Genomic DNA, 14737 nt, shown 5'->3' with positions numbered 1-14737 from the left:
TGATATACTTGGTTCTGGATTTTTTATTGATAAGGTGAACAATGTAAGAATGAGTAAAAATGTAAAAGGAAGTTTGATGGTGCTTATCGCAGGCACCGCATGGGGAATCTCTGGTGTTTCTGGGCAATATCTAATGGCTCATGGCATGAATGTTGATTTATTATCTTGTGTGCGCTTGATTATCTCCGGGGTGATAATGACGGCAATTGCAGCGCTAAATCAGCGAGAGACTTTTATTAAGGCTGTAACGTCCTTGAAGGCACTTGGCGGTATCGCAATTTTTTCTTTGATTGGTCTTGTGATGAATCAATATGCCTACCTAAGAGCGATTGAAAGTACAAACGCAGGTACAGCAACGGTTATCCAGTACATGGCGCCGATTCTTGTTTTGGCATATGTGTCTGTGAGAAAAAAACAGTTACCAAGAGGAAGCGAAATTTTAGCAATTATCTTGGCGATTTTGGGGACTTTTGTCATTGCGACACACGGTCATCTTGATGGGCTAGCAATCACTCCAAAAGGTTTTGCATGGGGATTATTTTCTGCGGTGACCTACTCGTTTTATATTATTTTGCCAGCAAAATTGATTCGTGAGTTTGGTAGCTTCACGGTGATTGGTATTGGGATGATTATGGGTGGTGTTACTTTTACAATTTTGGTAAATCCGTGGCAATATAAGCTGGTGCTAAATCCTGGGAATTTGCTAGGTCTGTTTGGGATTATCATTGTTGGTACAGTTTTTGCGTATAGCTTGTTCTTGATGGGAACTTGTATTATCGGTCCAGTCAAGGGAAGTCTTCTTGCAGCTATTGAGCCAGTATCTTCTGTCTTTTTCTCAGTAACGGTCATGCATGAAATTTTTTACCCGATGGATTTTCTTGGAATGATTTTCATCATTGCAGCAGTTATTTTGATTTCGCTACGTGATTTGGTTGTAGTGAATAAACAATTACATCAATAATGATTTAGAAGTTATGGTTGCTTTGTTGCAATCATAGCTTTTTTAGTTTTCGGGTAATAAAGAATTTTTAGAAAGATTATTTTATGAAAACATGGTGTCAGAGTCATGACGTCTTTTTGGTAAATGTGTTATACTGGTACTCGCACATTATTGGAGAAGGTGATTAATAACATGAATAAAAATCTTAAAGGAAGCATCATGGTATTCATCGCAGGGATTGCTTGGGGACTTTCTGGAGTCTGCGGGCAATTTTTGATGTCTCGTGGAATGAATGTTAGTCAGCTGATTAGCATGCGTTTGCTGATATCAGGAACTGTGTTGACAGCCATTGCTGCTACAAAATATAGAGATAACTTAGTGAAAGTCTTGCGTTCAAAAGGAGCGCTTGTAGGAATTCTGCTTTTTGCCATACTTGGATTCTTGCTGAACCAGTATTCTTACTTGGTGGCAATCGATTATACCAATGCAGGGACAGCGACGGTTTTACAATATATGTCACCAATTATTGTTTTATTTTTTGTCGCATTAAAAGAAAGACGAATCCCAGAAATCAATGAGCTTTTAGCCATTTTCTTTGCTGTGCTAGGAACTTTTATCATTGTGACGCACGGTCGTCTAGATGGGTTAGCGATTACGCCTAAAGGGCTTGTCTTTGGTCTTCTTTCGGCTGTCACAGCAGCTTTTTGTGTTGTTCTGCCGGCAAAATATGTTCGTGAATATGGTAGCTTCCCAGTTATTGGACTTGGGATGCTCATGGGTGGGACAATTTCATTTTTTACAACGCAGGCTTGGCAATACCCACTTGTTTTAAATCAAGGAAACTTGATTGGACTCTTTGGTATCATTGGTATCGGGACAATTCTTAATTACAGTTTATTCTTTATGGGAACAGCAATTATTGGTTCTGTTAAGGGAAGTTTGATGGCGGCAGTTGAGCCGATTTCATCTGTTGTGTTCACAGTTATTCTGATGCATGATGTCTTTTATCCAATGGATTTTCTTGGAATGCTACTGATTATCGTTGCTGTGCTTCTTATCTCAATACGAGATTTGATAGCATTACGCAGCCGATTACAATAATCCTTAAAAACATGGCGATAGTTATTTGCCGTGTTTTTTGTTTTCAATCTTGACAATGGTGATGGATGTTTTTATAATATATATCGCTAGTTATCTAACTGTTAGGTAGCTAACAAAAAACAAAGGAGGATTGCGATGGAAAAAAATATTGGACGCATGGTCAAAATAGCAAGTAATCAGTTGAGTCGTGAGTTTGATAAGTTTGCTAAACCTTATGACTTAACGGGTACACAAATGTCAATTATTGATTTTTTGAGTCATGATTGGAAAGAAGAATATTTTCAACAAGATATTGAAAAAGAGTTTAATATTCAGCGTTCAACAACGACAGTACTTTTGCAACGAATGGAGAAAAAGGGATTGATTTATCGCCAATCTTCTAAAAAAGATGCTAGGAAAAAATCAGTACACTTGACTGAAAAAGCCTTAGCCTTAGTTGATGCTTGCCAAGATTATTTTGTGAGTAAAAATGCTGAGCTAGAAAATCAATTTACAGAAGAAGAAATCGCTATTTTTGAAAAAATTTTGCGTTATTACATCAAAGAAAAATAAGGAGGAAATATGTCGGAAGAAAAAATTTCAGCAAAAGTTATTAGGGCTATTGTCGGTGCAGGAATGTTGTCATTTTGCGGTGTCGTAGTTGAGACTGCTATGAATATCACTTTCCCGACTTTGATGAAAGAATTTAATATTAATACATCAACGGTTCAATGGATGACGACAATTTACCTTTTAGTAGTGGCATCAGTAGTGCCTTTGTCAGCGTATTTGAAACGTTCATTTAAGACAAAATCAGTCTTTTTAGCAGCTAACTTGCTGTTTATTTTGGGCGTGTTGATCGATAGCGTTGCCCCAAGTTTTGCTTTGCTTTTGGTTGGACGTGTCATCCAAGGGATTGGAGTCGGAATTGCGCTTCCTTTGATGTTTAATATTATTTTGGACCAAGTCCCAATGAGTAAAATCGGGACAATGATGGGTGTTGGAACTTTGATTACTGCAGTCGCACCAGCGATTGGTCCAACATTTGGTGGATTTGTTTCATCGCATTTTGGATGGCGTGTTATCTTTGTTTTGCTTATTCCGCTTTTGTTAGTCTCTTTAGTATTAGGGGTAACATCTATTGAACAAAAAAATAAAGTAGCGCGTGAAAGTTTAGATTTAATTAGCGTTGTAGCTATTCTTTGCTTATTTGTCGGGTTGATTTTAGGAATTAATAATTTGGCTGAATATGATTTCTTTAGTGTGCCTGTTTTAGGAGGATTGGTAGTTGGAATTGCTGGTCTTCTTGTCTTGGTAAAACGTTCTTCACATTTAGAACAGCCAATTGTTAACTTATCTATTCTTAAAAATGGTAAATTTGCTGGACATGTTATTGCTTTCTTCCTGTTTCAAATTGTCAATCTAGGAATGTCTTTTATTATCCCGAATTACATTCAGTTAGTAAATCATTCAAGTTCAACTGTCGCAGGTCTTTTAGTCTTTCCAGGAGCAATTATTGGTGCCTGCTTTGCACCATTTAGCGGCAGAATTTTAGACCGTTTAGGTGCTAAAAAGCCAATTATTTTTGGGGTTAGTTTACTTGCCTTTGCTCTTTGTCTCTTTAGTATTTTGGCCTTGCATTTACCGAATGCTTGGTTGACTGTTATCTATATTCTATCAATGGCAGGTACTGGAATTGCCTTTGGTAATATCATGACAAATGGTCAAAAACAAGTAACTTCAGACAAACGAGCAGATGCCAATGCTATCTTTAATACTTTGCAACAATTTGCTGGCGCAGTTGGAACGACCGTTGCATCCTTGGTTGTTGCGCTCAGTCAATCAAATACAAGTATCAGTTACTCAGAAGCAACGGCTATAGGCTCACGTAATGCATTTATCATTTTGCTTGTCTTAGCTGTTATTGAATTGATTATCTTATTTAGAGTTGTTGATGGTAAAGAAAAATAATTTTTTAGAGTGCTTTGTCACTCTTTTTTTGATGGAAAATTCAATAGATATATCATTATCACATTCGCCATATTGTTCTAAATATGTTAAAATAAATAGTAAAATATATTTTTTTGGAGAGTAATTTGAGTATAGACGATTATAGGCCGACCTTCGTGGTTGAGGCAGTTTATGATTTAAGAGCAGATGATTTGTTGCGACATGGGATTCATGCCGTTTTAGTAGATTTGGATAATACTTTGATTGCATGGAATAACCCAGATGGCACACCAGAAGTTCGCGCGTGGTTGGATGAAATGACTATGGCGGATATTTCGGTGGTTGTCGTATCAAATAACAGCCATTCGCGTGTGGATCGTGCCGTGTCACGATTTGGTGTAGACTTTGTCAGTCGCGCCATGAAACCTTTCACACGAGGAATTAATATGGCAATCAAGCGTTATGGATTTGACCGTGATGAAGTTATCATGGTTGGTGACCAATTGATGACAGATATTCGTGCGGCTCACCGTGCTGATATTCAGTCTGTTTTGGTAAAACCATTGGTTAAATCTGATGCTTGGAATACTAGAATTAATCGCTGGCGTGAACGCCGTGTTTGGGCCAAACTTGAAGAAAAATACGGAAAAATTCAATATCAAAAAGGAATTTAATGGAAGAATTATTATGTATTGGCTGTGGTGCCAAAATTCAAACTGAAGATAAAGAACAAGCAGGATACACACCAAAAGCAGCACTTGAAAAAGGGCTTGAAACTGGTGAATTGTATTGCCAAAGATGTTTTAGATTACGTCACTATAACGAAATCACTGATGTGCATATCACTGATGATGAATTCTTGAAACTTCTTCACGAAGTTGGTGACAGTGATGCCCTTGTGGTTAATGTTGTGGATATCTTTGATTTCAACGGTTCAGTTATCCCTGGATTGTCACGTTTTGTCTCTGGAAACGACGTCCTACTTGTCGGAAATAAAAAAGACATTTTACCTAAATCAGTCAAAACTGGTAAAGTCACTCAATGGTTGACTGAACGTGCACATGAAGAAGGACTTCGTCCAGTTGATGTTATCTTGACAAGTGCCCAAAATCATCAAGCCATCAAAGATTTGATTGAAAAGATTGAAAAATTGCGCAAAGGTCGTGATGTTTACGTCGTTGGTGTTACAAACGTTGGTAAATCAACACTTATCAATGCAATCATCAAAGAAATTACAGGTGAAAAAGACATTATCACAACATCACGTTTCCCTGGAACAACACTTGATAAGATTGAAATTCCTTTGGATGACGGTTCTTACATTTTTGACACACCAGGTATCATTCACCGCCACCAAATGGCGCATTACCTTGGCGACAAGAACCTAAAATACATCAGTCCGAAAAAAGAAATCAAGCCAAAAACTTACCAACTTAACCCTGAGCAAACATTGTTCTTAGCTGGTTTGGGACGATTTGATTTTATTTCAGGTGACAAACAAGGTTTCACAGCTTATTTTGATAATAATTTGAAACTTCACCGTACAAAATTAGCTGGTGCAGATGCATTTTACGACAAACACGTTGGAAGTCTTTTGACACCACCAAGTGACAAAGAATTAGCTGAATTTCCAAAACTTGTCCGCCATGAATTTACCATCAAAGATAAAATGGATGTGGTTTATTCAGGACTTGGTTGGATTCGCATTAAAGCATCACAAGCAAACCCAGTGAAGATTGCTGCGTGGGCACCTGAAGGTGTGGCAGTAGTGCTTCGTAAAGCTTTGATTTAAAAAATAAAAAGAAAGGAAGTCTGGCTCAAGCTCTCTTTGAGTCGGACGAGGGCTAGAATCAGATGATTATTTAGCGACATCTGATTTTGAAATGCCCTTAGAGTTATAGATATGTTAACATCAAAACAACGTGCTTTTTTGAAATCTCAAGCACACACAATGAAACCAATTGTACAAATTGGGAAAAACGGTCTTAACGACCAAATTAAAACAAGCGTCCGCAATGCATTGGATGCGCGTGAATTAATCAAAGTCACTCTTCTTCAAAATACTGATGAAGACATCCATGAAGTGGCTGAAATCTTAGAAGATGAGATTGGTTGTGATACTGTCCTTAAAATCGGACGTATCATCATTCTTTACAAAGAATCATCTAAAAAACAAAACCGTAAAATCTCACCAAAAGTTAAAGATTTGAACAAATAAAAGTCTGTTTTTGCAGGCAATGTAGTTAGTTGAGTTTGGCACTTATTGTGCAAAGCTCGGAGGTAGTCGAATTGGCATTAGAATTATTGACTCCATTTACCAAAGTGGAATTGGAGAAAAAAGCAAAAGATAAAAATCGTAAACAAATCGGGATTTTAGGTGGTAATTTCAATCCTGTTCACAATGCTCACTTAGTTGTTGCTGACCAGGTTCGCCAACAATTGTGTTTGGATAAAGTTCTTCTCATGCCTGAGTATGAACCTCCACATCTTGATAAAAAAGACACGATTGATGAAAAACATCGCTTGAAAATGTTAGAGCTAGCTATCGAGGGTGTTGATGGTCTTGGTATCGAGACGATTGAGCTAGAGCGAAAAGGTGTAAGTTACACTTACGATACCATGAAACTCTTGATTGAAAAGAATCCTGATGTTGATTATTATTTCATTATCGGTGCTGATATGGTGGATTATCTGCCAAAATGGTACAAGGTTGATGAACTTATCAAGATGGTTCAATTTGTCGGCGTTCAACGTCCAAAATACAAGGCAGGAACATCTTATCCTGTCATTTGGGTCGATGTGCCTATGATGGACATTTCATCAAGTTTGATTCGTCATCATTTTGAAAATGGCTGCCGTCCGAATTTCTTAATGCCTGAGGCAGTTATCGACTACATTGAGAAAGAAGGTCTTTACCGTGGCCTATGAGACATATACAGCAGGAATTGAGCGAGCTGAGCTTTTAGATAAAGTTGCTGCAGTCATGAGCGAGAAACGCTTCAAGCATGTGCTTGGCGTGGAAAAATCAGCAATTGAGTTAGCTGAGCGCTATGGCTATGACACTGAAAAAGCTGGACTTGCTGGATTGATTCACGATTATGCCAAAGAACTTTCAGACCAAGAATTTCTGGATTTGATTGACAAGTATAGCCTTGACCCTGAGCTCAAAAAATGGGGTAACAATGTTTGGCATGGCATGGTCGGCATTTATAAGATTCAAGAAGATTTGGGCGTGACAGATAAGGAAATCTTGCGCAGCATTGAGACACATACTGTTGGTTCTGGTGAGATGTCGTTGCTTGATAAGATTATCTATGTCGCTGATTACATCGAGCCAGGTCGCCGTTTTCCCTTGGTGGAAGAAGCGCGCGTGATTGCGAAGGAGTCGCTTGATAAGGCAGTTGCCTACGAGACTGTCCATACCGTAGAACACCTCGCTCACCAAGCCTTTCCTATCTTCTCACAAACCATTGAAACTTATAATGCGTATGTTGGGTTTATGAAAGATGACAAATGAAAACAGCTCTGTTAGTGATTGATATTCAAACAGCCTTGATAGAGGCTAAACCGTATGCAGTTGATAACTGCTTGTCTGTCTGGCAAAAAGCAATCGCCACTTGTCGTGAGAAAAACATTGAGGTGATTTACGTCCGTCACAATGACGACGAACTACTAACAGGAAGTCATGGCTGGGAAATTTACGAAGCTATTGCTCCAGAAGTTGACGAGAAAATCTTTGATAAGTATTATAATAGTGCTTTTAAAGAGACAGAGTTACAGGCTTATTTGAAAAAACATGATATTAAGCATTTGATTGCTATTGGTATGGCGACCGATTACTGTATAGATACGACTATTAAAGTAGCTTTTGAGTTAGGATATCAGGTGACCGTTCCCAAATATGGGACAACAACATTTGATAGTAAGTTATTGACAGCCGAACAATTGCAAGTACATTATGAAAATATTTGGCATAATCGTTTTGCCAAAGTAAAAACGATAGAAGAATTATTGAAAGAGGATTTATATTGACTAAAGAAGAACTTTTAGCTGTTGTTGTGAAAGCAGCTGATGAAAAACGTGCAGAAGACATGGTTGTCTTAGATCTTTACGGATTGACTAGTGTGACTGATTACTTTGTAGTCGTTAGCGCTATGAACACTCGTCAATTGGACGCTATTGCAGAAAATATTCGTGAAAAAGTCAAAGAAGCTGGTGGCGATGCTAGTCATGCTGAAGGTGACAGCCGTACTGGTTGGGTACTTCTTGACCTTAACGATGTTGTTGTTCACATCTTCTCAGAAGACGAACGTGAACACTACAACATTGAAAAACTTTGGCATGAAGCACCAATGGTTGACGTATCAGAATATCTTGCTTAAGAATAATTTGCCTTGCCAATCGGCAAGGTTTTTGAAACTTGAAGAGAAAAGAACATGAACAAAAACTACGAAAAATTTGCGGCTGTTTATGATGCCATCATGGACGACAGCCTTTATGACAAGTGGACAGACTTTTCGCTCCGCCATTTTCCAAAAGACAAGAAAAAACTCTTGGAATTAGCCTGCGGAACTGGAATTCAGTCAGTACGTTTTGCTAAAGCTGGTTTTGACGTGACTGGGCTAGATTTGAGTGAAGACATGCTTGAAATCGCGAGAAAACGCGCAGAAGCAGCGGGTGAAGCTATTGAGTTCAAACAAGGCAACATGCTTGATTTGTCGCAAGCTGGTAAATATGATTTGGTGACATGCTATTCAGACTCTATTTGCTACATGGCTGATGAAGTCGAAGTTGGTGATGTTTTCAAACAAGTCTACGATAGCTTAAATGACGGCGGTGTCTTTATCTTTGACGTGCACTCAACTTACAAAACTGATACTGTCTTTCCTGGCTATTCTTACCACGAAAATGCAGAAGAATTTGCCATGGTCTGGGACACGTACGCTGATGACGCACCGCACTCAGTTGTCCACGAATTGACATTCTTCTTGCAAGACGAAGACGGACGCTTCACACGCTACGACGAAGTCCACGAAGAACGCACTTACGAAGTCTTGACTTACGACATTCTCTTGGAACAAGCAGGCTTCAAATCATTCAAACTCTACGCTGATTTCGAAGACAAAAAACCACGCAAAAAATCAGAACGCTGGTTCTTTGTGTGCCAGAAGTAGATTAATTATCATAGCAAATATACTTTAGCCTATCAAATAGTGATAGGCTTTTGTGATATAATGGAATATGCCTTGTAAGTAGAGAAAAATATGATTAATAATCGAATTAACTGTAATAATTAATATAAAAAGAATTAAAAAGTATTGATAGACAAAGATAATGATTGGTGATTACTTAATAGAAAAGTGGAGGAGGTAATTTATAGAGATGAAAAATATTACTTGGGATAATTTTAAAGCAGTTCAAAAAGATCCAAGATATTCTTTTGAACAATTGTGTAGAATCTTATTTAAACGAAAATTTTTAAATGAGACATCAGTTTTGACCTCAAGCCCCAATCATCCTGGAATAGAGGCTTCTCCTGTTTTTAGCCGAGAATTAGGAAAGAATATTGCTTTTCAATCAAAATTTTTTCAGGATAAAGTGGATTATAAACAAATTCAAGAATCAGTACAAACAACAATTGATAATTATACTGGTTCACTTGATATTTTTTATCTCTATTGTAATAAAGACCTATCTTTGAACAGTAAATCGGTTCAGAAAATTGAATCTGATTTGAAGAATGCAAATATTGATTTTAAGATTATTAGCAATGATGAAATTCTTTCAGAAATTATAAATTATAATGATTTGCAATCTTTCTTTTTTGGAAATCATACTATTACGAAGGACTGGTTCAAAGAATATAATCAACTTTCGTTTGATTCACTGGGGAATAGATATAATCCGACATTTAATGTGACAACTAGGACAGAAGAAAAAATCCAGCTTTTTGTTAAAAAACAGAGTGCCATTGATAGAATTAATACAAAAAAAGTAAATTTGATTAAAAATTTAGATTCATTATATCCTTTAGAAAGTAATGATTTAATACACAAAATCAAAACATTTGTGAACTCATTAGAAGATGTTACTGTTGAAAAGGTTGAAACATGTTTGAAATGGAATTCTAAAATAAAATCGGAATTCAAAGATGAAATTAAAAATCTTATTGCAACGAAAGATGAATTAAAAGCTGAACTTGAAACAATTACAGAATTATCAGGAGGGCAATCAAACAAAATTTTTAATAAAATTAGCAATATAGATAGATTATTGTACTGGTTAGATTTTTTTGGATGTTCTGAAGATGATGCTGCTTTAATTGAAAATAAAATTCTTGTTATTACTGGTGAAGCAGGAATAGGAAAGTCACAGTTGTTTGCAACAACTGTACGAGATATAGTAGATAATGGTGGTTATGCGCTTTTATTATTGGGACATCACTACAACTCTAGTAATGATATAATGGCTCAAATTATGGAAAGGTTTGATTTTAGTTTTGGATTTCTAGAATTTTTAGATATTTTAGATGTTTTAGGAGAAACTAAGAATGAAACTATTTATATATTTATAGATGCTATAAACGAGACTTCATGCAAAGATGTATGGAAAAATGGTTTGTCTAAAATAATTACTGAAGTAAATAAGCATAAGCATATAAAACTTGTATTGTCTATACGAACAGGTTACGAGAAACTTGTTCTTGAAGAAAAAACTATTGAAAGAATTCAAAACAGGGAAAACTTTCAGATTAAACATTATGGTTTTCAAGATGACTCGGTTAAAGCAACGAAAGAATTTTTAGATTTCTACAATATTCCATTTTCACCATCAGACTTGCTGAATTATGAGATGACAAATCCTCTATATTTAAAGCTTTTTTGTGAAACGTACGATAATGAGGAGTTAAATCTTTTTCAAATGTTTGAACGTCGTATAGTTCGTGCTGATGAAGAGATTCAAAGGGTTCTGGAAATACCTGATTCAGGAGAAATACTAAAATATTTCTTACTTGAAGTAGCTAAATGGCAGTTTAATCATAACAAAAATTCTATAAATAGAAATGAACTTTTTCGATTAGAGTTTTGGTCAGATTATGGTATTCAAAAAAAGCCATATTTTCTTTCAAATCTTTTAAAATCTGGTTTAATTATCAGCTATTCTTCTAAGAATGATGAGGAAGTTTATTCATTTGGTTATAATTTGCTAGAAGATTATCTCAAAGCTCAAGTGATACAAAAAGAATTTTCTGAGAAAAAACAATCAAAGGAATATTTGGAGCATGTTGTATTAAAAATTGAAAACGGAAAAATTATTAACTGGAATAATATTGACGTATTTTTATTTGCTTGTTACTTTTATTATGAAAAATTCAATGAGGATTGTATTGAATTAATTAAAAAAATTTCTGATCAAAACGATTGTTATGAATTAGCTACTAGGTATATAAAGAGTTTTTCTTGGAGACCTGCTCATACTTTAAGTAAAGAACAATTTAGAGATATTGCAAATAATTATCCTATAGACCAACTTACAGTATTGCAAGTTTTAGTTGAAAATAGCACCAGAGCAAAGAATCCAATTAATGCTAATTTTTTGCACGAGGTGTTGTGGCCTAAGAAAATGGCTGACCGAGATGGATTTTGGTTACCATTTATTAATAGTTTGGCGGATGAGAGTCAAAGAATCTTTCAGTTGATTACCTTATTTGATAATGATGGTCAAGTTGGATTCTTTTCAGTGGATAACGTTAAATTACTTCTTGTTTTATTTACATGGTTGCTAGCTTCCTCTAATAGAAAATTGAGAGATATAACTTCGAAAGCTATGATTGAAGTATTGAAAGTGAACTTTGAGCTTTGTGAATATCTTTTGAGAAAATTTGAAAATGTCAATGATCCCTATATTATACAACGATTATATGCTATTATTTTTGGGGCTAGTGTAAAGAGAGTTGATAATTTTGAGGAAGAATTTCAATCTTTAGCTGAATTTGTCTATTTAAGTATATTCAACAAAGAGACTGTTTATCCAGATATATTATTGAGAGATTATGCTAGATTAATCATTGAAAGATTCTTATTTGAGTTTCCAAGCGTTAAACTTGAGATAGAGAAATCAAAGATTCTTCCTCCTTATAATTCAAATCCGATTCCAGTAGTAAATTCTGAAGCCTATGATAGTGATGATAAATTTAAAGGTTTTGCACGAATTGATAGCTCTATGAGACCAGAAGGAGTTGGTATGTATGGTGATTTTGGAAGATATGTTTTTCAATCAGCACTAACCTATTTTAAAGATGTGAATGTTGAAAATTTGTATCATTATGCCATGCAATTTATTCGAGATGAATTAGGCTATACATCTAATAAATGCTTATCAGATTATGATTGTAGAAGGCACCATCCTTTAGATAGAAGTAGAGGACACTTGGTCGAAAGAATTGGTAAAAAATATCAATGGATTGCATTTTATAATATTTTAGCTAGAATTTCTGATTATCATAAGCTCAAATGGGACGATGTTGAGGACAACGTTTTTAAAGGTCCTTGGGAACCTTATGTGAGAGATTTTGATCCTACTTTAAACTATCATACATTGCAACCTTTAGACATACTTCCTAAGTTTAATATTGAATATGAAATGGAATTTTGTGAACAGAAATTGGATAATAAAGGAATCAATGACTGGATTAGTGACAAGCCAAGATTATTTAGTAAGTCTTTATCTTATAAAGATAACAATGGAATAGAGTGGGTGATACTATATCAAAATAAAGAATTAAAATATAAACCAGAGGAATATGTTGAAGATTCTCTTGGCTTTATTGAAGGAGAACAAAGGATATGGCGAATTGTAGAAGCGTATTTTATTAAGAATACAGAATTTGATGAGTTTATAAAAAATGTTCAGGATAATAAGTTCCTAAGAAATAATATTTCTGGGGGAGCGCCTTACTATTATCAATTTTTTAATAGGGAATTTGCTTGGGCCTCGAGTGTAAAAGGAACTAATAATAAATATGATTATTATGTAGAAACTGGTGAAAAGAAAATCGAGCGTCAAATAAAGACAAATGTTGATTTTTCAGATGGCAAACTTAAGATTGAGGAGATAGAGGAAGATGTTGATATTAATGTAACTAAATTAATTGCTAGCTTGTTCCCTGCACATATTCAATTTTTGTGGGAAGAAGAATATGATTTTTCTAAAGATGATACAATCTCATTTGATATTCCTTGCCCTGAATTAATTAGCGAATTGAATTTAAGTCAAAAAGATTATGACAGCTATTTTTATAGCCCAACAGGAGAGTTAGTCGCTTTTGATGGAAATGTTACGAATAGTATTGATGGTTTGGTTATCAGGAAAGATTTTCTAAATAAATTTTTAGAGGAAAATGAATTATCAATTATTTGGGATTTTGTTGGAGAAAAGCAGTATTTTACTCAAAATCCCAGAGAACAATACTATTGCCGTTGGGATGGCATTTTTTGGGAAGAAAAACACTCTGTGAAGAATAAAATTTGCATCAATGAACAAAAAACATGTGAGAAAGATTAATCTAATGACATCAATATCTTCTATACGAATGTTTATCTTCCATTTATCAAAATTCTAAGATATAATTATTAAGGAGCACAACATGACTATCACTGGTATCGTTGCTGAATTTAATCCTTTTCATAATGGACACAAGTACCTTTTAAATCAAGCTGACGGTGTCAAAATCGTTGCTATGTCTGGAAATTTTGTGCAACGTGGTGAGCCTGCGGTTGTGGACAAGTGGACGCGCGCGGAAATGGCTCTGAAATGTGGTGCTGATTTGGTAGTTGAATTGCCATTTTTGGTGGCTGTTCAGTCAGCGGACTACTTTGCACAGGGAGCGGTGGACATTTTAGAGCGCCTTGGTGTGGATAACTTGGCATTTGGGACAGAAGAAAATCTGGATTATCAACACTTTTCACAGATTTATGCGGATAATCAACAGAAAATAGTGGATTACTTGCAAAATTTGCCTGATAATTTGTCTTATCCACAGAAAACGCAGAAAATGTGGGAGACATTTGCTGGTGTCAACTTCACAGGTAACACACCAAATCATATTTTGGGGCTTTCTTATGCCAAAGCTTGCGCAGGAAAATCAATCAAGCTTAGCCCAATCATGCGTCAGGGAGCTGGCTATCACTCGCTTGAGACTGATGTCGCATTTGCTTCCGCGACAAATCTGCGTATCCACAGACAAGACAAAGATTTTGTGGACAAATTCATGCCGCAAGCTGACCTTTTCCTAGGCGCCCCTCAAGTGACTTGGGAGAATTATTTCCAATTGCTCAAGTACCAAATCGCGACAAACCCTGATTTGACAGGGATTTTCCAGGTAAATGAAGAGTTAGCCAGCCGTATCTGCTCTGCTATTAGGAGCGTAGCGACTGTGGACGAATTGGTGGATAAAGTCGCCACAAAACGCTACACGAAGGCTCGAATCCGTCGCATTTTGACTTACATTTTGGTCGGAGCTGTGGAAAAGCCCTTGCCAGAAGCGGTACATGTGCTTGGATTTACCGAAAAAGGGCAAAAACACCTTAAAACGGTGAAAAAGTCTGTGGATATCGTCGCTCGAATCGGTGCAAAACCGTGGGACGCAGTGACGCAACAAGCTGACCAGGTCTATCAGCTTGGAAATTCACAACTTCAAGAACAAACTTGGGGAAAAGTTCCAGTGATAATAAAGAAGTAAACGGTTACAAGTAAAAAAACTTCATT

The 14737-nt window shown here is 36.0% G+C and carries 14 protein-coding genes; all 14 read left to right on the top strand.

The features are described 5' to 3' along the window. The first annotated feature begins 49 nt into the window (after positions 1-49). The 14 genes from ACNTMY_RS07965 to ACNTMY_RS07900 all read left to right on the top strand — a co-directional run bounded on the left by ACNTMY_RS07965 (position 50) and on the right by ACNTMY_RS07900 (position 14711). A complete protein-coding gene (locus tag ACNTMY_RS07965; RefSeq protein ID WP_423216055.1) occupies positions 50-961 on the top strand; it encodes a DMT family transporter in 912 nt (303 codons plus the stop codon). Between the two features lie 171 nt (positions 962-1132). Further along, on the top strand, positions 1133-2041 hold the full coding sequence (locus tag ACNTMY_RS07960; RefSeq protein ID WP_423216054.1) for a DMT family transporter: 909 nt from the start codon (positions 1133-1135) through the stop codon (positions 2039-2041). 135 nt (positions 2042-2176) lie between these two features. Beyond that, positions 2177-2593: a MarR family winged helix-turn-helix transcriptional regulator gene (locus tag ACNTMY_RS07955; protein WP_024343600.1), complete on the top strand. Its 417-nt coding sequence runs from the start codon at positions 2177-2179 to the stop codon at positions 2591-2593. Positions 2594-2602: 9 nt separating this feature from the next. Then, on the top strand, positions 2603-3991 hold the full coding sequence (locus tag ACNTMY_RS07950; protein ID WP_423216053.1) for a DHA2 family efflux MFS transporter permease subunit: 1389 nt from the start codon (positions 2603-2605) through the stop codon (positions 3989-3991). Positions 3992-4116: 125 nt separating this feature from the next. After that, positions 4117-4644 (top strand): YqeG family HAD IIIA-type phosphatase, encoded by a 528-nt coding sequence (locus ACNTMY_RS07945; protein ID WP_033153249.1) that lies wholly within the window; start codon positions 4117-4119, stop codon positions 4642-4644. Next, positions 4644-5762: a ribosome biogenesis GTPase YqeH gene (gene yqeH, locus ACNTMY_RS07940; protein WP_074480268.1), complete on the top strand. Its 1119-nt coding sequence runs from the start codon at positions 4644-4646 to the stop codon at positions 5760-5762. The genes ACNTMY_RS07945 and yqeH overlap by 1 nt, the downstream gene beginning before the upstream one ends. A 111-nt stretch (positions 5763-5873) precedes the next feature. Next, positions 5874-6188, top strand: coding sequence for a ribosome assembly RNA-binding protein YhbY (gene yhbY / locus ACNTMY_RS07935; RefSeq protein ID WP_423216052.1), 315 nt, complete (start codon positions 5874-5876; stop codon positions 6186-6188). A 71-nt stretch (positions 6189-6259) separates the two neighbouring features. After that, on the top strand, positions 6260-6898 hold the full coding sequence (locus ACNTMY_RS07930) for a nicotinate-nucleotide adenylyltransferase (protein WP_021143041.1): 639 nt from the start codon (positions 6260-6262) through the stop codon (positions 6896-6898). Continuing rightward, a complete protein-coding gene (gene yqeK, locus ACNTMY_RS07925) occupies positions 6888-7487 on the top strand; it encodes a bis(5'-nucleosyl)-tetraphosphatase (symmetrical) YqeK (protein ID WP_423216051.1) in 600 nt (199 codons plus the stop codon). Before ACNTMY_RS07930 ends, yqeK begins: the two co-directional genes overlap by 11 nt. Next, entirely contained in the window at positions 7484-8002 is a 519-nt protein-coding gene (locus ACNTMY_RS07920; RefSeq protein WP_423216050.1) for a cysteine hydrolase family protein, read from the top strand. The genes yqeK and ACNTMY_RS07920 overlap by 4 nt, the downstream gene beginning before the upstream one ends. After that, a complete protein-coding gene (gene rsfS / locus ACNTMY_RS07915) occupies positions 7999-8352 on the top strand; it encodes a ribosome silencing factor (protein WP_013852201.1) in 354 nt (117 codons plus the stop codon). The genes ACNTMY_RS07920 and rsfS overlap by 4 nt, the downstream gene beginning before the upstream one ends. Before the next feature lie 54 nt (positions 8353-8406). Next, entirely contained in the window at positions 8407-9144 is a 738-nt protein-coding gene (locus tag ACNTMY_RS07910) for a class I SAM-dependent DNA methyltransferase (protein ID WP_004233106.1), read from the top strand. A gap of 208 nt (positions 9145-9352) precedes the next feature. After that, on the top strand, positions 9353-13534 hold the full coding sequence (locus tag ACNTMY_RS07905) for an NACHT domain-containing protein (RefSeq protein ID WP_423216049.1): 4182 nt from the start codon (positions 9353-9355) through the stop codon (positions 13532-13534). An 82-nt stretch (positions 13535-13616) separates the two neighbouring features. Continuing rightward, positions 13617-14711, top strand: coding sequence for a nucleotidyltransferase (locus ACNTMY_RS07900; protein ID WP_423216048.1), 1095 nt, complete (start codon positions 13617-13619; stop codon positions 14709-14711). Positions 14712-14737 lie beyond the last annotated feature (26 nt).

The sequence above is a fragment of the Streptococcus equinus genome (genome assembly GCF_049393735.1).
Lineage (GTDB): Bacteria > Bacillota > Bacilli > Lactobacillales > Streptococcaceae > Streptococcus > Streptococcus equinus_G.
This window is presented reverse-complemented; position numbering and strand designations above follow the sequence as displayed.

Excerpts from the sequence above, each read along its gene's own strand:
- yqeH (WP_074480268.1), top strand. The coding sequence starts at position 4,644 with ATGGAAGAATTATTATGTATTGGCTGTGGTGCCAAAATTCAAACTGAA.
- ACNTMY_RS07910 (WP_004233106.1), top strand. The coding sequence starts at position 8,407 with ATGAACAAAAACTACGAAAAATTTGCGGCTGTTTATGATGCCATCATG.
- ACNTMY_RS07955 (WP_024343600.1), top strand. The coding sequence starts at position 2,177 with ATGGAAAAAAATATTGGACGCATGGTCAAAATAGCAAGTAATCAGTTG.
- ACNTMY_RS07950 (WP_423216053.1), top strand. The coding sequence starts at position 2,603 with ATGTCGGAAGAAAAAATTTCAGCAAAAGTTATTAGGGCTATTGTCGGT.
- ACNTMY_RS07900 (WP_423216048.1), top strand. The coding sequence starts at position 13,617 with ATGACTATCACTGGTATCGTTGCTGAATTTAATCCTTTTCATAATGGA.
- yhbY (WP_423216052.1), top strand. The coding sequence starts at position 5,874 with ATGTTAACATCAAAACAACGTGCTTTTTTGAAATCTCAAGCACACACA.
- ACNTMY_RS07905 (WP_423216049.1), top strand. The coding sequence starts at position 9,353 with ATGAAAAATATTACTTGGGATAATTTTAAAGCAGTTCAAAAAGATCCA.
- ACNTMY_RS07960 (WP_423216054.1), top strand. The coding sequence starts at position 1,133 with ATGAATAAAAATCTTAAAGGAAGCATCATGGTATTCATCGCAGGGATT.
- ACNTMY_RS07920 (WP_423216050.1), top strand. The coding sequence starts at position 7,484 with ATGAAAACAGCTCTGTTAGTGATTGATATTCAAACAGCCTTGATAGAG.
- ACNTMY_RS07965 (WP_423216055.1), top strand. The coding sequence starts at position 50 with ATGAGTAAAAATGTAAAAGGAAGTTTGATGGTGCTTATCGCAGGCACC.